General features: G+C 53.8%; 22 protein-coding genes, 1 tRNA gene and 1 pseudogene. 12 read left to right on the top strand and 12 right to left on the bottom strand.

What is annotated here, in order from left to right:
• Window position 1 precedes the first annotated feature (1 nt).
• The 8 genes from ACGY09_RS02890 to ACGY09_RS02855 all read right to left on the bottom strand — a co-directional run bounded on the left by ACGY09_RS02890 (window position 2) and on the right by ACGY09_RS02855 (window position 4,979).
• Window positions 2–208, bottom strand: coding sequence for a hypothetical protein (locus tag ACGY09_RS02890; protein WP_397570411.1), 207 nt, complete (start codon window positions 206–208; stop codon window positions 2–4).
• 127 nt (window positions 209–335) lie between these two features.
• On the bottom strand, window positions 336–608 hold the full coding sequence (locus ACGY09_RS02885; protein ID WP_397570410.1) for a hypothetical protein: 273 nt from the start codon (window positions 606–608) through the stop codon (window positions 336–338).
• The gene (locus ACGY09_RS02880; RefSeq protein WP_397570409.1) at window positions 605–1,567 is read right to left on the bottom strand and encodes a hypothetical protein; all 963 of its coding nucleotides are present in this window, start codon (window positions 1,565–1,567) and stop codon (window positions 605–607) included. The genes ACGY09_RS02885 and ACGY09_RS02880 overlap by 4 nt, the downstream gene beginning before the upstream one ends.
• A 177-nt stretch (window positions 1,568–1,744) precedes the next feature.
• Window positions 1,745–3,238 carry an AAA family ATPase gene (locus ACGY09_RS02875; RefSeq protein WP_397570408.1) on the bottom strand — a complete coding sequence of 498 codons (1,494 nt, stop codon included), beginning with the start codon at window positions 3,236–3,238 and terminating at the stop codon, window positions 1,745–1,747.
• A gap of 122 nt (window positions 3,239–3,360) precedes the next feature.
• Window positions 3,361–3,549: a DUF2997 domain-containing protein gene (locus tag ACGY09_RS02870; RefSeq protein ID WP_397570407.1), complete on the bottom strand. Its 189-nt coding sequence runs from the start codon at window positions 3,547–3,549 to the stop codon at window positions 3,361–3,363.
• Window positions 3,549–3,764, bottom strand: coding sequence for a hypothetical protein (locus tag ACGY09_RS02865; protein ID WP_397570406.1), 216 nt, complete (start codon window positions 3,762–3,764; stop codon window positions 3,549–3,551). The genes ACGY09_RS02870 and ACGY09_RS02865 overlap by 1 nt, the downstream gene beginning before the upstream one ends.
• A gap of 32 nt (window positions 3,765–3,796) precedes the next feature.
• Window positions 3,797–4,270, bottom strand: coding sequence for a DUF1257 domain-containing protein (locus ACGY09_RS02860; protein ID WP_397570405.1), 474 nt, complete (start codon window positions 4,268–4,270; stop codon window positions 3,797–3,799).
• A gap of 151 nt (window positions 4,271–4,421) precedes the next feature.
• Window positions 4,422–4,979 (bottom strand): hypothetical protein, encoded by a 558-nt coding sequence (locus ACGY09_RS02855; protein WP_397570404.1) that lies wholly within the window; start codon window positions 4,977–4,979, stop codon window positions 4,422–4,424.
• A 233-nt stretch (window positions 4,980–5,212) separates the two neighbouring features.
• On the opposite strand from ACGY09_RS02855, the gene ACGY09_RS02850 reads away from it, so the two are divergent.
• Both ACGY09_RS02850 and ACGY09_RS02845 read left to right on the top strand, forming a co-directional pair.
• Window positions 5,213–6,286 carry a helix-turn-helix domain-containing protein gene (locus ACGY09_RS02850; protein ID WP_397570403.1) on the top strand — a complete coding sequence of 358 codons (1,074 nt, stop codon included), beginning with the start codon at window positions 5,213–5,215 and terminating at the stop codon, window positions 6,284–6,286.
• Window positions 6,287–6,601: 315 nt separating this feature from the next.
• Window positions 6,602–8,002 (top strand): phage/plasmid primase, P4 family, encoded by a 1,401-nt coding sequence (locus ACGY09_RS02845; RefSeq protein WP_397570402.1) that lies wholly within the window; start codon window positions 6,602–6,604, stop codon window positions 8,000–8,002.
• A gap of 312 nt (window positions 8,003–8,314) precedes the next feature.
• On the opposite strand, the gene ACGY09_RS02840 is transcribed toward ACGY09_RS02845, so the two are convergent.
• Together ACGY09_RS02840 and ACGY09_RS02835 are read right to left on the bottom strand one after the other, a co-directional pair.
• Window positions 8,315–8,758 (bottom strand): hypothetical protein, encoded by a 444-nt coding sequence (locus tag ACGY09_RS02840; RefSeq protein ID WP_397570401.1) that lies wholly within the window; start codon window positions 8,756–8,758, stop codon window positions 8,315–8,317.
• A gap of 589 nt (window positions 8,759–9,347) precedes the next feature.
• On the bottom strand, window positions 9,348–9,770 hold the full coding sequence (locus ACGY09_RS02835) for a hypothetical protein (RefSeq protein WP_397571920.1): 423 nt from the start codon (window positions 9,768–9,770) through the stop codon (window positions 9,348–9,350).
• Between ACGY09_RS02835 and ACGY09_RS02830 the strand changes: the two genes are divergently transcribed.
• A complete protein-coding gene (locus tag ACGY09_RS02830) occupies window positions 9,702–10,958 on the top strand; it encodes a DNA polymerase (protein ID WP_397570400.1) in 1,257 nt (418 codons plus the stop codon). The two genes, ACGY09_RS02835 and ACGY09_RS02830, sit on opposite strands and share 69 nt — an antisense overlap.
• Window positions 10,959–11,492: 534 nt before the next feature.
• On the opposite strand, the gene ACGY09_RS02825 is transcribed toward ACGY09_RS02830, so the two are convergent.
• On the bottom strand, window positions 11,493–11,990 hold the full coding sequence (locus ACGY09_RS02825) for a hypothetical protein (protein ID WP_397570399.1): 498 nt from the start codon (window positions 11,988–11,990) through the stop codon (window positions 11,493–11,495).
• Between ACGY09_RS02825 and ACGY09_RS02820 the strand changes: the two are divergent.
• Window positions 11,889–12,716: pseudogene (locus ACGY09_RS02820) on the top strand (tyrosine-type recombinase/integrase); the annotation flags it as partial. The gene ACGY09_RS02825 and the pseudogene ACGY09_RS02820 sit on opposite strands and share 102 nt — an antisense overlap.
• Window positions 12,717–13,021: 305 nt before the next feature.
• Here the strand turns inward: ACGY09_RS02820 and ACGY09_RS02815 are convergent.
• Window positions 13,022–13,095 (bottom strand) — tRNA-Arg (locus tag ACGY09_RS02815).
• A gap of 1,413 nt (window positions 13,096–14,508) precedes the next feature.
• On the opposite strand from ACGY09_RS02815, the gene ACGY09_RS02810 reads away from it, so the two are divergent.
• The 8 genes from ACGY09_RS02810 to ACGY09_RS02775 all read left to right on the top strand — a co-directional run bounded on the left by ACGY09_RS02810 (window position 14,509) and on the right by ACGY09_RS02775 (window position 21,052).
• On the top strand, window positions 14,509–15,537 hold the full coding sequence (locus tag ACGY09_RS02810) for a hypothetical protein (RefSeq protein WP_397570398.1): 1,029 nt from the start codon (window positions 14,509–14,511) through the stop codon (window positions 15,535–15,537).
• 341 nt (window positions 15,538–15,878) lie between these two features.
• Complete coding sequence (locus tag ACGY09_RS02805) at window positions 15,879–16,145, top strand: helix-turn-helix domain-containing protein (protein WP_397570397.1); 267 nt, start codon at window positions 15,879–15,881, stop codon at window positions 16,143–16,145.
• A gap of 125 nt (window positions 16,146–16,270) precedes the next feature.
• Window positions 16,271–16,546 (top strand): hypothetical protein, encoded by a 276-nt coding sequence (locus tag ACGY09_RS02800; RefSeq protein WP_397570396.1) that lies wholly within the window; start codon window positions 16,271–16,273, stop codon window positions 16,544–16,546.
• A 380-nt stretch (window positions 16,547–16,926) separates the two neighbouring features.
• On the top strand, window positions 16,927–17,703 hold the full coding sequence (locus ACGY09_RS02795) for a hypothetical protein (protein ID WP_397570395.1): 777 nt from the start codon (window positions 16,927–16,929) through the stop codon (window positions 17,701–17,703).
• A complete protein-coding gene (locus ACGY09_RS02790; protein ID WP_397570394.1) occupies window positions 17,700–19,055 on the top strand; it encodes a replicative DNA helicase in 1,356 nt (451 codons plus the stop codon). Before ACGY09_RS02795 ends, ACGY09_RS02790 begins: the two co-directional genes overlap by 4 nt.
• Before the next feature lie 189 nt (window positions 19,056–19,244).
• A complete protein-coding gene (locus ACGY09_RS02785; protein ID WP_397570393.1) occupies window positions 19,245–19,985 on the top strand; it encodes a hypothetical protein in 741 nt (246 codons plus the stop codon).
• A gap of 33 nt (window positions 19,986–20,018) precedes the next feature.
• Window positions 20,019–20,732 (top strand): hypothetical protein, encoded by a 714-nt coding sequence (locus ACGY09_RS02780; protein WP_397570392.1) that lies wholly within the window; start codon window positions 20,019–20,021, stop codon window positions 20,730–20,732.
• A 116-nt stretch (window positions 20,733–20,848) separates the two neighbouring features.
• Window positions 20,849–21,052 (top strand): hypothetical protein, encoded by a 204-nt coding sequence (locus ACGY09_RS02775; RefSeq protein ID WP_397570391.1) that lies wholly within the window; start codon window positions 20,849–20,851, stop codon window positions 21,050–21,052.
• Window positions 21,053–21,183: the final 131 nt, after the last annotated feature.

The following is a 21,183-nucleotide window of genomic DNA, read 5'->3' as shown; positions in this document are numbered from 1 at the left end:
GTCAGGCCGCTTGATGCGACTGGCGATCACGAAACATGGCCGTCGCCTGCTCGGCCTGGATTTGATCCCAATCAATCATCAGTGCTTCCAGGTCGTCGCTTTGCAGGGGCAACTCGTCGTCGACCAGGCTAAATCCCCGATGATCAATCAAATCGTAATCCTCACCGGTCGCTCGTGAGACAGCACGGTTGAGTTGGTTCTGGGTCATGAAATACTCACTGTTTGTGAAATGCAAAAACGAAAGCAGCCGCAGCGGAACGGTTCCGGAGCGGCTGAAACAGAAAATTCGGCAGTCGGCTGTGTTGCCGATGCCACGGTATTTTTGGTTTAAGAAATCAGGTCGAAATCACTTTCTCGTGCGAACCATCGTCTGGATGCAGCAACCGATTTTGAGTCAGCCAATCGACTTCTGCCGCCAAAGCATCGCTGCGTCTGGCAAACGGCCCCAGGACGGGTCCATCGATGATGTGTGCAAACCACTGTCCGTCCGCGTCCGGTTCGACTTGACTGGCACGAGTGATCGTTGTTGGCCCCAGGATTCGGAAATCTATCGTTTCGGCGTAAATCGCCGTCACGGTACCATTCGGAGCAACCACGAGATCCATCATGCTTGCTCCCGTGATGGTCGGATGATGGAGCGGCGCGGCCGGTCGACCATCAAACCATCGAGTGTTGCCTGCACTCCTGCCAGTTGGGATGCGACTTGCTGGCGACGATTCTCGCTATCCCGCAATTGCTGCGGTTCCACACCTCCGAGGATACGTTGCGCCTGCTCGACCAACTGGTCCAGATCGCCGTTGGAGCGGATATTCAGTTGCTGAAACCGCGAGAAAAAGTCCCGGAGATTTTCCACGGCACTATCGCGAAACACTTTCGGTTTGCCGTCTTCCTGACCAGACAGTCGTTCGGCCAGGTGGTTCACCAAGCGATTCAATTCGGCAACAAAGGCTTCTTCGGCCAATTGCACGGCTTCATTAAAACGGGATGTCACGCGCTGGCATTCTTGCTCGTACAGCTTGGGGCTCAGTCGTCGCAGGTACTCAGGCGGTTCCACACTCGGGTAGTCCCACATGATTCCGAACAACCCCCGAAACGTCAGGGGATAATCGGATGGGTCGTAGAGTGAGCCCAGACGCTCCCGCGCTGACGCACGGAGTTCGTCGAAGTGCCGATTAAGAATGTCGACCGCCTCATCGAGTTCCGTTCGAAACGCTGTCATCTGCCGGTCAAAACTGGCCACATCCGCCTGCCGAATCAGTCGCAAGCCTGGTTCCGGGAACGGCAGGGAAATGCTTTTCCAGTGGCTCACGATACGGCCACGGATCGCCGTGACGGCCTTGAAAGCGGGATGAGAGGAATCCAGCAGCTTTTTTCCAGCCGACAAGTACTGTCCCTGAGCGCCAAACGACTCGGCCGCCTGTGCCTTCTGATCGGCATTCAAGCTTTTACGCGTGCCGAACCAGGTGAAACTGACGCGCACGGCGGCCATGTTGGTTCTGAGCTGCCGAGCTGGATCGAGATCGGCGGGACGAACGGTTTCGGTGTCATCAAGTAACAACGAGGGCATCGGATTTTCCTTCTAATGGAAGATTCGTAGCAAAGTTCGCCGGATGCGGAGCAACCTACGGCGGTCAATTTGGCGGCAAGTGCTAATAGAGTCTTATTCTTTATTGTTGCCAATAAAATGTGAGGATTAGAACTGGCGCGGACAGAACGCAGATCCGTTTTGGAAAATGGCCAGTTGTTAGTTTTTCGAGGGATCGTGCTTCACCTTACGCCGAGTACCGGCGGTGGAAGCCAACGTGTACTGATACAGGCCCGTTTGATCAGCGGAGAGGCATCGCCCGCTGGCCCACTGTCGGAGCCGAGAGACCACCTCTGCGGCCGTTTGCGCGACCGGAACAATCAATTGGGCAGCTTCCGATAATGGAATATCCAGAAGTGCGCTCAGCCGCGCACAAGATTTGATCTCGGCCCCGGACCAGTTGGTATCGGCAGGAATGGGCTGATTCGGAGCCACATCGTACTCACGGCGGTAAATGTCCCAAATCATCTGGCGTTCTGCATCACCGGGAAGATCGATGAAGAACACGGCATCCAGACGCTCGGCACGAGTGAATTCCGGCGGCAATCGGCTGATGTCATTGGCAGTCCCGACGAAAAACACGTCCGACTGATGGTCGGCCAGCCAGGTGAGCAGCGTCCCGAAGAGTCTGGTCGACACGCCAGAATCGCCGGTCCCTCCAACCCCGGAAAGTCCTTTCTCTAACTCGTCGCAGAACAGAATACAGGGGCTCATTGCATCTGCGATCTTGAGTGACTGTCTCACGTTCTGCTCCGTCTGGCCCACGAGCCCGCCCAACAGAGCCCCGATATCCAGCGTTAAGACCGGGCGTCCCGTTTCGTTGCCCAGGGCGCGACAAAAAACGGACTTTCCGCAACCCGGTGGTGAGAGCAACAGAGTGCCTCTTGGTTTCACCTTCCGGCCTGGTTGTAAGGCTCTCACACAGAAATCCTTGAGCGCGGTCAGTCCACCCAATCGAGCAAAATGTTCCTGTCCGCGATGGAGCGTCAGCAGATTTTGCTTCTTGAGCGTTTGAGCTTTGAGATCCCAGATCTCTTCGGGATGTAACCGGTCGTGACGTGCCAGTGATAACGCAAATGCCCCCTCGGCTTCCGCTCGTGTTAATCCAGATGCCGCTTCGAGTAACCCTTGCCAGGCTGTCCCTGTTGGCCGGATGTCTGGTTGATCGGCCAGTAATTCGGTCGCGATCTGGCTCAATTGTTCCGGCGTCGGCAGGGCATGTTCGATGATGATGAACGATCGTTCGAGTTCCAGCGGAATTTGCACCACGGGAGACAAGACGACGACGAAAAGTCGGCGCTGTTTTCCTGTCAGTAGCAAGTCGAACAACGTCTGTACGATCTCGATGCCGTTGAGAAACCGGTGGAAGTTGGGCAATACCAGCAGTGTCGTCTGGGGATTCTGATCCCCGGTGCTTCCCATGCTCGGCAAGGCCCGCAGTACCGCGAGTGGATCGTTGAGTTCGGGGGCGGTGGCGTTCGGGTCTCCCGGAAACTTCATCCCCCGGGCGATATCCCAGGTGATTACTTTCCACTGCTGAGCCCGAGCGTGGTCGGTCAATTCGCGTTCCGCTTCTTCTGGCTCAACGGTTTGAACCCAGATTCCGCTGAAAGCCGCGTTGATGTAGTCGGATAATAGGTTCACAAGGCTCATCGGTTTGGTCCTCCGGGGCTGGTGGGTTGTTATAAAGGGCGGTTTTGACCACGAAACGAAAAGCCCCGCGACACGAATGGTGGGCGGGGCCTGCGTCGGAGAACTCTGACTGGCGAGTTCGATTACTGACGGACGGTCGATTGGTACTCGACGGCTGAGTGGCATTCGCTCGTCAGTCGCTCGGTGAGTCGCAGTCCGAGAGCGGCTTCAAGCTGGCGGCTGGCCTGTCGGCAGCTCTCGCCTGTGAAACCCTTGGTCTGTAGGGTTGTCTCGCCTTTCGGCGAAACCGTGATTTCGATGATTTGGCTCATTAGAATTGCTCCAGATTGCGGATCTGCCGTTGGATGGCAGTGATCTTGCGCTGATGTTTTTCAAAGGAGTGAAGCGCGCGTTTGAGTTTCGTGGTCCAGGCCACGAGTGCCGCCTGTTGACGTGCCAGTTGTGCTTGTAATCGTGGTAAACGTGTCGATGCGGGGGCGGTCGCGGGACTCACTGGACGAATGACGCGCCGACGTGGTTGGGTCATATGATTTCCCCGTGATGTGCCTGGATGGTCATTTAACCAGCGACGGCGATCTGAACACGGATCGAGCCATCCGCGAGTTGTTGCTCGGTAACGGAATGCCCTTGCCGACGCGCCTCGATTTTGGCCTTTTCAACAGCGTACGCTTGAAGGAACCGATCAAGTTCTCCGCGGTCACCCCAGCGGCCCCCAAAATCATCGTATTTCAGCTCTCCGGATTCGGTCTGGCAGACGACCGGATATTTCCAGCCAGGCAACTGGACTGCGAGGCCGGTCTCCTGGGCGGAAAAAAGCCGCACGGTACAGTTGATCGGCGCAGAGAGCTTGAGCCGAGTACAGGCAGCGATCACAGCAGCCGGATCACGTACTTGCGCTTGAATTGAAACCAAATGCGACACGGCGGTCTCCTTCAATAAAAAGTTGGAATAGAACGCGACTTTCCGGTCGTTGAGACGATCGGACGCGATCCAAAATTGCGGCCCAGATGATGACGAGCCGAACGAGACCACTGAATGCCGATGGCTAAGTGATCTCTAATAAGGTATGACGCCACAAACCCAAGAATTTAGCGCACAGCGTGTCAGTGCGTGAATTTCGAATTATTTATGTCGACACCATGACATCATTATTCTCTGACAGCCTCGCGCATAACGAGGCGGACTATGCGACGGTCGTATCATCTTGAACAACACACTTGATCATAGTCACTGGCGGCTTAATCATGCATTCCCAAATCGGCTCTCCGCCGTCAAGTGCCTTACCTTCCCAGTAGGCTAGAAGGTTTGCTTGGGAATAATTCGTGTACGTCAACAACCGCATGTCTCCGCGGTGAGAAATGCTTTCCGCCTCCACTTCCCAAATCGAGCCAGTAAGCCCGCTCTCCATCAGTGTTGCTTGTCGGAAGGCGAGCGCTTCCTTGAGGGTAGCGACGCCAAAGAATGCTTGGTAACGAGATAGTATGTGCGGAAAGTATTTCAGTCGAACTTTCTCGCATTCCCATTCGAGACGGAGCTTCGGCTGCGGCACCTCTCCAAACGGTTGTTCGGGTGTCATGTGCCGATACCCGAAGACAGACAACCCCGAGGGGAACGCACGCCTCCATTCTTCGTAGGCTTCTGCGTGTTCCGCCCCGTCTGCAATTTTGATTGGTAGCAAGTCAAAGATATACCCAGTGGTGCAATCCTTGCAGCCGTGGTTCAGATGATAGAGTGTGACCATCGATCAGTCCTTCACTATGGGATCTGCTGACTTTTTGTGCTGGCGGGCGGAGATGAAGAGTTTCGCCAGCTTTGAAATAGCGTTATCGAAGAGCGTGCCCGCGCACAAGTGAAGAGTTGTGCGCGAGATGCTCAAATCGCTGTACCACGTTTCTGATGGCGTGACACTGGTTACTACGTGCCGTAATCTGTGGCCGTTTTGAAATCGGCTCTGCGATTGGATGACGCAACAAAATGGGACAGGTTTTAAAAGCGTCGGACGTTGGTGCGATACGCACTGGTTTCGTACTTGGAAACTTTTTTGCGGTCACTAAAGGCACTGATCTGGAGATCCTCGCCAACGCCACTTCTCGGTTCACTCCCCTGCGAATTGGCATTGATAGACTGCCTTCGATTATGGCGACGGCGGCCCTGGAGCCACATATTTCCCAAAGAATTCAGTCAACAATCGACTCGATCAGGGACGAGCTAGATCATGCGACAGAGTTGATTGAATTCGCCGGTCTCGAAAGATTTTTCAACACCATTCTCAATCATCTTCTTGCGCTATGGAACGATCTGAAGTGCTCGGGAACTGAACCGTTCAAGACTTATTTTTCCCTGGGGGTTACTCTCGGGTACAGTCAATTCGAACCGTTTCCACAAACCACGAATCCGGACCCTACAGAGCGAGAATTAATACAAGCGTCTCTACGTTCAAGTCAGTGGCGCTTCATGGCCCCTCATGATCTCGAAGCCCACCTTGATGCAACAGGCTTTTCGCTCGAAACGTTTTTACCAGCCGACCAAGTGAACCTCGTGAGAGAGAACGGGATCGAAGGGATTCTGGAGCGTTATTCACTTTGGGCGGTAATTGAGACCCGGATAACCCAACTATTTTTATCGATAGACGACACCCATCACCGCGCCGGGAACCAGGCCTCAGTCAAACGGATTGCGGGAATTGAATTCGGAACCGACTTTAGCGTACCAGTTGTGAGGACCGTTGGTGGGCGCAGAATGCAAGTGGACCTGACGGAAGCAGAGTTCAAATTACTCAAATTGTTCTTTGACGCTGATGATCACAAGGTCACAAAAAAGGACCTCGACGAAGCTTGGGCAGGGATAACTAAATCGGCACAAGAACAAGGCAAAAACACAATCAATGCGTTCATCAGCAAGTTTAACAAATCCAAGTTGGACCCGATCCAACTGAAAATCAAAGCTATCCGAAAATCCGAAAACCCTGTGCGCCAACTGGTTGATCTTCCGAAAGCAGATAAAAACGTAAAGAAGCCAATTAAGCGATCAAACACGTCCAGAAAATAATCTGTGCCGGCTTAAGGCCTGAATTCACGGGTGCAAGCGAACCACGATCTCCCCCGTTCGCCAGACGCGCATTTGCAGTGGAACTGTGTATCGCCGTGCCCCATTGTCCAACGAATGATGACATACGTGTCGAAAACTCACCTTATACTCACCTGAAACTCACCCGATCCTTGAACTTTTGAAGCGCCCTCCTAATTGCAATTTGTCGTTTTCTGTACGACCCTGGAAATTGTTACGACCATCAATCGACGGTCACGGTGACCGGGATGATCCGAAGCTGGATTGCAATATTCAGCTCGAGATGCAGGGACGACAATGACAGTTACGACCAACATCGCGATGTCAATGCGACTCGAAGTGGATTGGATCCGCTCCGCAGTTCTTTACCGTGATGAAATCTACACGTGGCGAAATGGAATTTATGCGCTCGTGAGTCCCGAAGAATGTGTTCGAGCCGTCGCGGCGCACATTGAACGGAATCCACAGCTGCTTGGCGACGGTCGAACGGAACCTGCGCCATGGCTGCTGAGCGCCGTCCTCGCGTTCATCAAGTCTGGACTTCGAGATGTCTCTCACGTTCCCTGGAATACGTTTATCGAAGAATCAGCGCGACGCGAGCATGGTCCGTGCATCTGTGTACCCGCTGGGATTCTGAAACTCTCGGACTTCGTTCCTGTTCACGAAAGACTGTTACCACAAACCTCGGATTTCTGGTCGCGCGTTCAACTGGCTGTGACTCCGGACTTCACTGCATCGTGTCCGAAATGGCAGAGCTTCTTGCAACGAACATTCGCCTCTGATCACGCATGCATCGATCTCCTGGCAGAAATGTTTGGCTACGCTCTCTGGCCGACATGTGAGTTCGAGACGTTTTTCGTCTTGTTCGGGCCGTCGAATTCTGGAAAGAGCTTGATCCTGAAGACTTTGATCGCCCTAGTTGGCTCGAACAATGTGGCTAGCTTTCCGTTGTATAAGCTGAGCGATCGATTCTCCCTTGGTGAAATCGACGGCAAACTTGCCAACGTCGTGACTGAAGAGTCATTTGAAAAGAAGATCGATACCACTTTGCTGAAAGCTTTGGTGTCGGGCGAAAGGGTCACGGTCGAGCGGAAATATCACCCACCACAATCGATTCCTCTGACGGCGAAATTCGTGATGGGCACGAACGAGTTTCCAGTGTTGCGGGACGAATCGGGCGGTATCTGGCGTCGCTTGTGCCCAATCCCATGCCCCCACGTCGTTCCTGAAGCCGACCGAAATCGCAATTTGTTTAACGAACTCATGGAAGAGTCGCCGGGGATTCTGGCCTGGGCGGTACTGGGCCTGGCGCGGTTGCTCAGGAATCAACGCTTTACTTGTTGCCAAAGTAGTACTGCTCAGATCGCCAAAAGCCGCCTCGCCTCAAATCCGATCGCCCAATTCATTGAAGAAAAATGTCTCTTGGTGCGGGGGGGGCTCTGTAATCGCCAACACCTTTTTAACGTCTATTGCGAATGGACACATACGAATAAGTTCCGACAGATCAATCGCTCCGAGTTTTATCGGTCAGTCGAATTGATCGTCGCCCAACCAGTCCGTCCACGGCGTGAAGGTCGCGGCGGCCCTCGGTGCTTTTGCGACATCTCGCTCAACGACGCACCACACCCGGCACAAACAACACCCATCTCCGATGGTGCCGTTATTCATCGTCGGAACATCTTGCAGGAGAGACAATAATGACCAAATACCATCGAGCCGTACCACGAGCACCACCTAGTTTCGACCTTTTCTTATTTACAGAGCTTTGGAACGAAGAAAAGTAGAAACCACCTGGTGCAATAGGTGCGCGAGGTACATTTTTCACGTCACTTTGAAAGGATCACACAAGTGACCAATATTCTGATGGCCCGCGAAACGGGTGCTGATACGGGCCTCTTGGCCTCCACGTCGGTGTGGAACCCTGGTGTTTTGTTCGCATCGATCTTTACGCTGGAATGCGAGGTGTCGCAAACGCACTTCACGAAATCAGAAAATCGCCGGTATGTTTGCCTAGGCAATGGCTGTCCAGCGTGTGCCGCAGGCGAGCGTTCCACGAAACACACGCTCATCCCGATCTTCAATCTGAAGAGCCGCAGGGTTGAAGTTCTGATTCTCCAGATGACCGTAGATGGCCCCCGCGACCGCGTTGTTGACTTCCTTCGCTCTTATGAGAAGGACTTGGCAAACAGGGTGGTGAAGATCACGAGTTCGGGTAGCGGAGAAATCTCCGTCACCCCCCTCACTCCTAACGCAGATACTGACCGCGGCCCGGTCGCGTGCCAACGCTTCGCTGAACGGCTCTCCAAAGGGGAGATCCAGCTTCACAACTGCTTTACGTCGCTCACCCTCGATGAGATCCGGCAGCTCCCTGAGGTTGCTGCTGTTGGATCTCTTCCGATTGCAGGCGATCAGCAACTGGACTCTGCCGAACACGACGGCAGCAAAACGGTTCAAAACGACCCTGCGGCCGTGCGTACGGACGAGACCAATCGTTAGACACAAGTCAAACCGAGCTTGATGCTCAGTCAGTTGATGCGGTATTGCAATGAAGACGACGAGTATTTTGATACCTGGCTTCGACAAGCTGGTGGAGGCAGAACTGGATCGGCGGGCGCGTATGACACGTCTGGAGCGTTTGCCGGTCTCGGTCTCTTGCCTCACTAGCGATATTCATATCATCCACACTGGCACCGACGCGGCCGACTTGGTGGATCAATTGGAAAGTCAGCCGGTCACGATGATCGGAATCGATACGGAATTTCGCTTTAGCCATCCGGAGATTCTCGTGTCTGGGAAGGAATACACCGACCCCAGCCGAATCGTACCTCTGGTTTGCTCCGTGGCCGTATTGTTGAACGCAGGCCCCCAGTTGGATTCTTGCCAAGTGGGGGCTCTCGTTCGAGCTGTTTTCGATCTTCGAATTTCGGCCGTGTATCCACATTTGCAACGCCTGCTCGACTTGCCGGTGTCTTGGGTCGCACATTCTGCATGCGCTGAATTCCATTGTCTCTGGGCTTGTGGTATTCGCCCGACCGAAGATCGCTTAACCGACACGTTCCTGGCCGCAGCATGCTTGACAAGCGGGGAGTTTCATTTTCGAAAGAACTCGGCGACGAGCGATAAGCAGCCAGGTGCCGAAAAGCAAAAAGAGAGACTGGCACATGCACGGAGTCTGATCGGTCAATGTCAGCGGTACGGTCTCCGCCATCCGTATTCCAATAGCAAAGACCAATTGCGAAAGAAATTCCTCGAACTCGGTCCACAGGGCGAGTTGACCAGTGACATGGTCGAATACGCGTCCGCAGATGCCGAATTTGCAGTCAAGCTTCATCTTGCTCAGCAATCTGACATTGTCCGCCAAGATCTTCAGCGCCATTTGATCAGCGTGGAGTATCCCATGGCTGGAGCTGTTGCTCGCATGGAGCTTCGAGGCATCCCACTCGACCTTTCTGCGGTCGAAGAACATACGAAACCGCTAGGGGAACTGGTTTCTGAATATGAAGTGCGTCTTCACGACTTTGGTGTCGAGCCTGGGTCGAGCGCTTCGTTCCTATCGAAAATGGAATCAGAAGGGCTTGTGGAGCACTTTCGTGAGGGGACCAAACTCACAACGAAAAAGGAAGTTCTTCAGCGTGCGGAAGACGCCGAAACACACCCGGCTTGCCGATTGTTTCGGAAGCATCGCGATTTTCGCCGGATGATCTACTTTCTGACTCAGTTGAAACGGCTTCAAGGGGTCGACGGGCGGATCCGTTGCAAGCTGGATCAGATCGAATCTGCGAGCGGTCGAATGGCCTCTCGACGACCCAATTTGATCGGGTTGCCTGCCGTGCTGCGTCCAATCATAGCATCACCCGATAGTCGAGAGCAGGCCGAATTAGATTTCTGCCAGATTGAAATCGGCGTGGGAGCGGCTTGGTGGGGTGACGACAATCTGCTCGCGCTTTACAACCGAGACGACGCGTATTCTGCCGTCGCGCAAGAACTGTTCGCAAACATTCTGTCTAAAGAAGACTGCAGAATCTCCGCATCTGAGTTTAAGGTGAAACATGCTGGCCTGCGTAAAAAAACAAAGGTAATCCTGCTCGGCCTCTTGTACGGAATGGGTGCGGTGGGATTAGCACATCGTTTGAAATGCAGCGTTGAGGAAGCAGCGTCACATCTTGAGCGGTTGTTTGAGTCTTTTCCGAAGGCTCGCCGAGGGGCGCAGTTAGGGATCGAACACAGTATCAGCCGAGGTTACGCGACTTCAGTCTCGGGATTTAAGCGTTTTCTTCACGATTACAACAACCGTGATCGAAATGCCCTGCGAAACCACCCAATCCAAAGCAGTGCCATGGTGATCTTCAAAAAGGCGTTGTTGAAGGTGGATCGCGAATTTCGGGGTACTGATGTCTGGGTGTTGTTGCCACGCCATGACAGCATCCTTATCGAATATCCGATTGAAAAACGGGAGGCTGTCGTCGAGAGGGTAAGAGCGTTGATGATCGAAGCTGTCAAAGAAGTCTTCCCAGAAATGCAGCCTCGCGTCGAAGCAAAATTCGGACGCTCCTGGCCCACCGAACGAACCCTGTTCGACGAGTTAGTGGCGATTCGCAAAAGCCGTATCGGACATCAGGATTCCGATACGTTGAAGCGGCCAAAAGTAAACTGATCTTCGCGTCCAAAGATGTCATCCGGCAGATGGACCTGGAACATTGCGCTTGATTTGCAAACCGAGCCAGATGGCACGGCGGTTACCGATATCCGACCTCATTGGCTGTCGATGAGGCAAAAATGGAAGATGGAATTTCAAAAGAGGACTTTGCGATGTCTGCGGAGACATTCTCAAACGCACAACCGATCGACGTACCATTGCTGGTTGGCCGGCTCGGAGCCGCTCGATTGTGTGGGGTGTCATCGGCCAGCTGGGATCGTTTGAACGCGTCTGGCAAAACACCAAAATCGATCAAACTTGGCGGTCGTGTTGTCTGGCGGCGAACCGATCTGGAGGCTTGGATCTCTCAAGGGTGTCCTGATCGAAAGGCTTTCGAAGCTTTGATGGCGCAAGACCGCTGACACGGCCGGGAAACTGATGCTTTATTTTCAACATTAAGACTCGGTGCAAACCAACCGTCTTGCCGGGCATCGGTAACATTACTCAAACTTGGGTCGCTACAGGCGCTTGTCGTCTGCTTGAAAAGCAATCTTAGGCGTCTCGGCGATTCTCCTCGAAGGAACTTAGCCTATGGCTTCTCTGTTCAAACGTACCTACACGGTTACAGACCCCCAGACGGGGAAGAAGACTCGGCGCAAAACCGCGAAATGGTACGGAAAATACAATGATGCTGATGGGAACTCCCAACGCGTCCCGCTCTCGACAAACAAAACCGCCGCTGAACAAATGCTCGCTGATCGGGTCCGCCAGGCGGAACTCGGCAAGGTCGGTATCATCGACCCGTTCGAAGATCACCGCAAACGACCATTGAAGGAACATGTCGCTGATTTTCAGCTGCACCTCGAATCGAAGGGAAACACTCCAGACCATGTTTCTTTGACCGTTGCTCGTATCCAAGCTGTATTCGCGGGATGTCATTTCCGTCTTATGGGACAATTGGATGCTGACAAGGTTTCTAATTGGCTGATGGCTCGCCGTAACGACCCAGACACGAAAAAGCGTTTCGGCATGGCGACCAGCAATCATCACATTGTCGCAGTGAAATCATTCGGGAACTGGCTCGTAAAGTCGCAACGTTTGGAACGCAATCTTTTCGCCCATCTTTCTCGCCTGAATGCCAAAGTTGATGTTCGAGTCGAACGTCGGGCGCTCGATCCAGAAGAACTCACTCGCTTGATTGCTGTGACCGAGACAAGTAAGTCAACATTTCGTGGCCTGACCGGACCGGATCGAGCCGCACTTTACCTGCTCGCAACGATGACGGGGCTCAGGGCGAATGAACTGGCCACGCTTAAGTTTTCAGCTTTCTACTTCGCGGCCGATCCGCCGATTGTCAAAGTGGACGCCGCAAACGACAAGTCAGGGCGGGGGGCCGAATTGCCGTTGCACGGCGTCGTCGTCAGTCGACTGTCCGCGTGGATGAATACACGCCAGCGGCAGCCGACAGCCCGCGAAGACAAATATGCCGATCAGTTTCTCTGGCCTGGAACATGGCCGGAGAAGGCCGCTGTGATGTTTCGCAAGGATTTGGCCGAAGCCCGAGCATCATGGCTCAAGGAAGTCGAAAACATTCCCGACAAGCTCGAAGAGCGAACGAAGAGTGATTTTCTCAAACCCGAATCATCAACGGGCAAGAAGGCAGATTTCCACGCCTTGCGCCACTCGTTTATTACGTTGCTCGCGTCGTCAGGCGTTCATCCCAAGGTTGCCCAGCAGTTGGCTCGACATTCGACAATCACGTTGACGATGGACCGATACAGCCATACTCGGTTGGTTGATTTGAATGCTGCGGTGAAGAATCTGCCGGCGCTGGCCCCAACTGAGAAACTCATGCTCCCGCGTCCGTCGTCGGGAAGCATTGTCGCGATTGAAGTTGCAGGCGATTCCACTGGCCCTCCCACTGGCCCTAATTTGGCACCAACCAGTGACAAAAAGGCGTCCGAGTTGATAGCGCGTGATGAAACGTGGAGCGTGGCGCGAGCAAGTGAGAAAGAAGTAACTCCCCAAGAAAACATGGTTCTTGAGGAACCTCGCCAACGCTTGATGACTATTGATGAAAATACGCCCGGAGGGATTCGAACCCCCGACCGACGGATTAGAAATCCGTTGCTCTATCCAGCTGAGCTACGGGCGCAAGTCCTGTTTGATTGGGGCTTGTTGACATTGAACAAACGCAAGTTTAGCATTCGACAACCGAATTCGACAACCGAGAACGCGTTTATTCAATTTCGAGAACCCTCCGACAACCACGGGGCGAGCGATGCGAGCGGTCAAGCCCGAAAAGCCGTACAAGGATTTCCCCCTTACGGCACATCCGAACGGCACGTGGTGCAAGAAGATCAAAGGCAAGCTCCATCACTTCGGCGGTTGGGCCGATCCCACTGCCGCTTTGGACAAGTATCGTCATCAAGTGGACGATCTGCAAGCGGGCCGGGAGCCATTACCGATGGCAACCGACGAACAGTTGACATTGATGGATCTCTGCACTGAATTTCTCGATTCGAAGGAATTGCTCGTTCAAAGTGGCGAACTGTCGCGGCGGATGCACTTTGACTATTTGAATTCGTGCAAACGTATCACCGCGATTCTCGGAAAAAATCGGGTTGTCGAAAATTTGAAGCCGAAAGACTTCGACCAGGTGCGAGCGAAACTTGCCATGGGAGCCAAGGGGCAAGTTGGGAAAGTCACCCTCGCCAATCGAATTCGCCTGGCTCGCATTCTTTTCAAGTTTGCGTCCGACCAGGATCTTATCGAGGCACCTCTGAAATTCGGTCAAAACTTTGACCTTCCAGACAGGGCGTCATTGCGGGCCGAGAGGAACAAGCTACCGCCGAAGATGTTCGAAGCAGCGGAACTGAAAAGAGTTATCGACGCTGCAAAGCAACCATTGAAATCTATGATTCTTCTGGGGATCAACTGCGGATTCGGTCAAACGGATTGTTCGACGCTTCCCCGATCGGCTCTTAACTTGGAAACATGTTGGTTAAAGTATCCCAGACCCAAAACCCACATTGAACGACGATGTTTTTTATGGCCGGAGACTGTGGCCGCGCTTCGCGAGTGGTTTATTCAGCGACCGGATCCAAAGAGCCCTGAGTGCTCTGATTTGGTGTTCATCACAAAGTACGGCGCTCCATTCGTTCGTTTGGGTGAGAGTGGGGCCGTATGCGATGCAGTTGGAGGGGCATTTTCCAAACTCTTGGTCAAGTTGGATTTGGGCGGGAATCGCCGAAACTTCTACAGCCTGCGTCGTACGTTCGAAACTGTCGGAGGAGACTCGCGGGATCAAATTGCTGTAGATTCAATCATGGGACACGCTCCTGACTCAGATGACATGGCGGCAGTCTATCGACAGCGAATCGATGACGAGCGTTTGAAAGCAGTCGCGAATCACGTGCGACGTTGGGTGTGGTCGACGTCCGTGAACATTACTCAATAGCCGTATGATCGAACAAGCGAGGCGCTACCCGGCAGGGGAAGAGGACCTGTTTCAGTCCCTGCGCCTCGCTTTGTATTTCTGAAACGTCACCAACGAAACGGGTGGCAAGTGAGTGAAGCATCGCTCGATAATTTTGAGTATATCTCAAGACATAATGCCCAATTCTTCCGACTTGTTTTTGAAGGTGTCTGGAAGCGTCGTGTTATGAGCTATCTGATATGTTTTGGCCCAACGGCCGGCGCCAACGCATATTTGATAGATTTGGCCGATGGATGGCTTCAGCCGTGGTCAGACGAGATCGTGAAACTCAATGGATTGCAACACACTCCTGTGGTCGTCAAACCGTGGGCAGACAACCCTGAACTTGAGATTATACAGACCACCGCAAATGCATGCGGAGCAGCACTCTTGCACGTTTGTTGGAACATAGTGTTTCCGGATAAGCCGAGAGACTTCCCCAACTGGCCGAACGGAATTCTTGAGTACATCAATGACAATTTCGAGTCATTATCAAAACGCGTTGACAATCTCACATGCTTAGCGAACTACTCTGAATGGACTCGCTTATCCGCAAACATCGACGTAGAAAGAATTACGTTACTTGATCGCATTGCCGTAGCGGGCCCGCGTGACGGATGGAATAGGGGTGTGAAATCTACGATCGCAACTATTGACAGCGATCACCTGACCAGCCGCGGCACTATTTCTTGCGATTGGTTGGCCATCAGTTCCGAACGAAAACCCGAATTTTTCCGATTGATTGAATCTGAGGGCGGAGTTCGTTTTGGTAATCGTGATACGAGTGATGGTGATGTAGTTCCGACTGAGATCGGAGTATATGAAGGCGAAAAAAGGGCTGGAGACAATGAGCCAGATCGACGGAAAGAATCTCCTCGACCGACAGTCGTGAAGGGTGATCGGCCTCATATTGTGCTCGACAAGGTTCCCATCCCCCTGACACCCGAGCAGGCCGAATATCTGGATTGCTTGATCAATTCGTCGGAGCGCATGACAAAAGGTGATTACGACAATCTGGTTCCGGGGGACAACCGACCAGATCGCATCATCAGATCCATGCCGGAAGAGATCCAAAAGAGGATCGACACCCACAAAACCAAGGGCTCTAAGTGGGTTTGACGCAGTCGCGGCAGAAACCATCCGTAGTCACGCCAAAAATAGGCCGTGGCTACGCCAAGCCAAGAAATAAAGAATGGCGACCAGTTCGGTTTGGTCACATTCGGAGTTTTGGTTATGGCAACCGCGATTCGCCAACCTGCGTTAGCTGTTTATCTTTCACCGAGCGCTATCGCAAAAAGCCGTGGGGTAAACGTCTCCAAGGTCTTGGCTTGGATTCATTCAGGTGAACTTAGAGCAGTGAATTACGCTGCCCAGAATGGTCGCCTGCCACGATGGAAGGTGAACCCGGCAGATTTAGAGGCATTTGACATTGCCCGCTCCTCAACGAAGGAGGTGGGGACATGCTGACGCCAGTACTCACCATTGACGAGGTAGCAGCGCGTCTCGGCGTCGACAGAGATGCTGTTTCCAGGTTCATCGCGAACAAAGAGCTTAAGGCAATCAACGTAACTCGCGATAGAAATGCCCGTCGACCGAGTTGGCGAATTCGCCCAGAGGACCTTGAGGCATTCGAGCTCTCTCGACTCTCGATTCAGTCACCGAATGCCGGATCCACCAAACGCAAGCTTCTCAAAAAGCCGTCCGCTGCTAAGCGGGCGTGGTTCTGAATAAAAGCTCTACGCCGTCACCTGGCGAACGTCCGGTCAAGAGTTTTTGGTGGCCCAGGACGGAAGCGGAACCGTCGATTGAGATCAGATTCCAGTTCCGCAATTCACTAACGGAGTTTCATTTGATGTCACTCGCATCACAACGACCCCTCTGCGACTTCACTTCGCCACAGAACTCCCCGCGCAATTCGGACGCCTTGTTGATGGCGGCCTGTGCCTCACTTGCTGCAGGTCCAGCCCCCGGAGCGATCGGCGAGGTTGCCATGGGGGAAATGATCGTCATCGGCGGGCGACCGTCGCACGGCAAGTCCATGGTTGCCTGCAACTGGATTGACGCTTCCGCGAGCCATGGGTTCCCCGGCCTGATCATCTCGGAAGAAATGAGCCGCGAATCACGTTAAACGAAAAACCACGGGCTGCAACCCGTGGCACGCCCAGTCAAAAACCACACTTTTGAAAGGACACGCGTCATTATGCCGATGGATGTCAAACAATCAACCCGAACGCTTCGGGGAATATCGCGACCACGTCCAGTCTCCCCCGTTCCCTCACCTGCTCGCGCTCTAATTCAGGCCCAGGGCGATTCAAGTGCCGTTCCCCACGATGTCAGGGGGATGCTGCGCGCAGCGATGGCTTTTCACCGCAAAAGGCTCGGGATCGACGATCAGGGGAACATTCTGCATCGCGACGACGAAGCCCACTTCTCAAGGGGACCCATGCAAATCGGAAGAATTCTCTCAACACATCCCGTAATTCTTGGCCTTCGGAGGGGCTAATCAACATGGCACGCATTCGCACGATCAAGCCAGAATTCTTCACTTCGGAACAAATCGTCGAGTGCTCGACGAGTGCTCGACTACTGTTCGTCGGCTTGTGGTGCTTCTGCGACGATGGGGGAGTCCACCCCGCGAGCGTCAAGCGTCTCAAGATGGAGGTTTTCCCAGGCGATACCGTGACCGACGATGAGATTCAGGGCATGGTCCGGGAACTCATATCCAACGGACTGCTTGAGGAATTCGAAGCTGGAAACGAGCGATACTGGCATGTTTCAGGCTGGGATCGTCATCAAAAGGTAGATCGCCCCACCATCAAATATCCACGTCCTGACGCTCCGAATTCGACGAGCGTTCGTCGAGGGCTCGTCGAGCAATCGACGACGCCTCGCGACGGAATGGAGTCTAATGGAATGGATAATACATATAGGGGACCGCAAGCGGTCTGTTCGTCACCTGGTGAGATAAACCAACAAACCGAACCTGCACCAAGTCCGAAAGCCACGCGGTTCCAAAAGCCGACCGTGGCCGAAATTCAGGACTACTGCCGCCAGATCGGTTCCGAAGTCGATGCCCAGTCGTTCGTGGACTTTTACGAGTCGAACGGCTGGAAGGTTGGCAAGAATCCCATGCGGGACTGGAAAGCCGCATTCCGCAATTGGTCGAGTCGCGACCGTCAGCGCGACGGTCCAGCCATGCGTTATTCAGACCGGACACTGAAGGTCCCCCGCGTTCCAAAGATCCACGAGACAAAAGTTAACTCACTTGGACACATCATTCGATGACGACACAACAAGCTGAACCGGCGTCCTACGCTGGGCGAGTCAAAGCTGATCAGGCAGAGAAATGGTTGATCGCAACACTGTTGCTGAATCACTCCCGCTACATCGTTCGAGTTGGAGAATTCGACGGAACCCAGCTGGTTCATCCCGCTCACCGCGCCATCTGGAAGGCGATGGAGGAGCTTCATTCGGAAGACATCCCTGTTGATGCGGTCACTGTCCTCGAAAGAGTGTCACAGCTGGGGATGCTCTCAGAGCTACCTGACGGAGCGATCTATCTTTTCGGTCTGCTCGAAGAAGCTCAGGGTTATGTTGAAGACCATGCTGAAGAATGGTCCCGGATTGTCGTTGCCCGGGCAGCCTATCAGAAGCTGATTTCGGACCTGGACGAATTGAAGAGACTCGCGTTATTCGAAACGGATCTCGATGGGATCCGGTCCAGAATCGCGACACTCTCCACACCCTTTCCGAAGGAGCGACGGCGAAGAACGGTTCTGATGCCAGACGCCGTGGCGGAGTATTGCGACCGTCTCGAGACCGGGACGGGAGAAACGTTTCATATCGGGATCCCCGCCATCGACAGGGCCATTGGCGGGGTGGCCGCGGGAGAAATGGTCGTCATTGGGGGCCGTCCCTCCCATGGGAAATCCATGGTGGCTTGCAATTGGATCGACGCGGCCGCGAGTCACGGTTTCCCCGGGCTGATCGTTTCTGAAGAAATGAGCCGCGACATGCTCGCGCAGAGGGCGCTGCAGGGGATCATGACGACACCGAAATCAGAGTGGGGAACAGACCTCAATCGGCTACGGTGGGAAGTCAGCGAGCACTATCGCCACCGGGCTCCCATCGCGGTTTCCGAGTTCTGCGGGACGATGGATGCTGTAGAGCGTGCTGTGGCTGAGAGTGTCCAGAAGTACGCAACGAAGATCGTGGCCATCGACTACGCCCAGTTGATCAAAGTGGCGGATGCAAAGACCCGTTACGAACAAATCACTGAGGTTTCGATTCGCTCAAAATCACTTGCGAGAAAGCATGACATCATCGTGCTGTTGCTCGCGCAGCTGAACCGTCAAATCACCTCCCGGGCAGACGCCACGCCGACGATGAGCGATCTGCAGGGAAGCGGGCAACTCGAACAGGATGCGGACGTGATCTTGTTCCCTTACTGGCCTGTGATGATTCAGTCGGACTACGAGCGTCCTGACGAATACCGCATCTACCAGGTGAAGAATCGTAGCCGGGGAATTGCTACTCCGATCATCCAACTTCGAATCAATGCCGCTCGTCAGCGCCTCGAAGAGTGGGTCCCTGACAGTGACTTCCCTTCCGATCCGTGGGAGACGGCCAACCGATGAACCTCGAGCGCACTTCATCAAATCGATTGGGTCTCCGAATGTCTCGAGCCTCGTCAATCGTGACGAGTGAGGCCTCTGCGGCCGGGATCGTTGTTCTTGACGATGCTGCAGGCAGTTCCGCTTGTCGCTGCTGACTCAGCGATTCACCGAGGCTTGAATACTTCGAACCACCTTACTGAAAGATCGACAATGTCGAAGACCGTTAGATCGAATGGACTGAAACGGCCCTGGCTGCTGTCGGCATCAAGGGACCTCTGCGATCGGCTCGAATACCACCTTTCGAGAATCCTTCAATCGGATCTCGCCGCTGAAGGGGCTGCAACCGCGTATATCGTCCTGCTCGACGAAACCGAATACGAGGTTCATCCCGACATCGGGGGATTGAGCTGTCCGGAACTCGGTTGGATGCTCTGGCATTGTATCCCGGAATACCGCCGAAACGGGATTGGGCCGACCGTCCTGCTGGCTGCCGACCGGAGTGATTACAGGCACGTGGTTCTAACGTGCCGTGCGATTCACGAGATGGCCCATCTATTAAGCTCGCCTTCGATGCTTCGCAATCCAGACAGTCCACCTGAAACCAAAGTTCAGACTGGCATCAGCCTGTCTGAGACGTTGCGACTGCATCCAGATAAGTGGCCTGCATACTCAGGTAAGCCGGCCTGGGCTACTCATGGCCTTCAGTTTCTGCGGGCCATTCTTCACTTGCAGGAACGCATGTACTGCCGAGGCTGGGAAATCCCGTTGTCCTATCTTGGGGACTGGAAGGGATACGGGTACCGCACACCGATCGCAACGTATCTGGCAGCCTTGCAGGACGAAATCGATTCCCGGCGGGACGAACCGATCCGGCAGATTCTCTCGTCTCGCTGTCCAAAAGACTTTTTGAAAATGTGGGCTACCGATCTCGCTGCTGTAGCGTCGACGTGAACCCATACACCCCCGTTTCCGGAAAGGGAACACATGCTTGGCTTTTTTGAAAGACTGGTCACCAAGAGCCGCTTGGCCTCTGAAAAGAAGACTATGACCTGGCGGCAGTTGGTGATTGACATTTGCGACGGGAATGAGCCTCCCGAGGATGAGGTGATCGAGGCACTTCAGCGGCTCGGTAAAACGATTGAGGATCTGCGGGAGTCGGTCGCACTCCTCGCTAAACGGCGAGAGTGGAGCGAAATTGCCCGAAAGGGTGCCGAAGCCAGGTTGAAGCTCAACTCCATCGAGTCTGAGAAGGCCCCACACTTAGCAGAGTTCCAAGCCGCTGAAGCAAAGTTCAATCTCGCAATCAATGAGATAAATGAGAGATCGAGTCAGCTGCGTCTGGTGGCAGGGCAAGGGGATCAAGCTCGAATTGAACTCAGCAAATCTGCGACGGATCCGGCTATCCAACAGGTTATTGATCGATGCGGGCCTCGCGTTTCCGAGCTGAACCAACGATTGGAACGGATCGGGGAAGAATTGAGAAAACGAGAGGGAGATTTGGAACGTCTTGAAAGCAGACACGGGAAAACTGATGAGTTTGGTCAAAAACGGGATAACTCATCTCCCATCGCCATAGTCAACTCTGAGCTTGCCAACTTTCGGCAACAAAAAAAAGACATCTCTGCAGAGATGGCAGAACTGCAGGCTGAGCAGAGCCAAGCGAGCGCAATGCGGCTTATTCCTGAATCGATTGCTTGAAGTCCGTTGAACATGAAGCAGCCCCCCGTCGATTGGCCGGGGGCTTCTTCCTTCTGCGCTTGCGGCTGCGAGTGGATCATTTTGCCGCATCTCTTGCGGGAACATGGAGTCGAAAAATGAGTGACCAAGCACCATCCAAAGCAAGCAGATCTGAGCTGCGGTTGTGGCTGCAAGCAATTCGTAATGACTGGGACATACCTGCAGCGAAGCTGGAAGAAATCAAATCGGCGGCAATTGCGGCGACTCTGACTGGCAGCACGCGAGAGCAACTTGCGGGCGCCGAAGTCCTGATCGCAATTTACGGAAAAACACCGGCGTAGGCGCAATTGCCCCCTATGGTCCCCCGAGTCTACACCGCAAATAAATAAAAACTAGTACCGCGACTGCTGTGTGATCAGTATCAGACCCAGTTGGCTTGGGAAGGACCCGCAGAAATCTTCGGGGCTATGGA

The organism is Schlesneria sphaerica (assembly GCF_044336245.1).
GTDB lineage: Bacteria > Planctomycetota > Planctomycetia > Planctomycetales > Planctomycetaceae > Schlesneria > Schlesneria sphaerica.
Note: the sequence above shows the minus strand (reverse complement) of the source record. Positions and strands in the feature narration are given on the sequence as shown.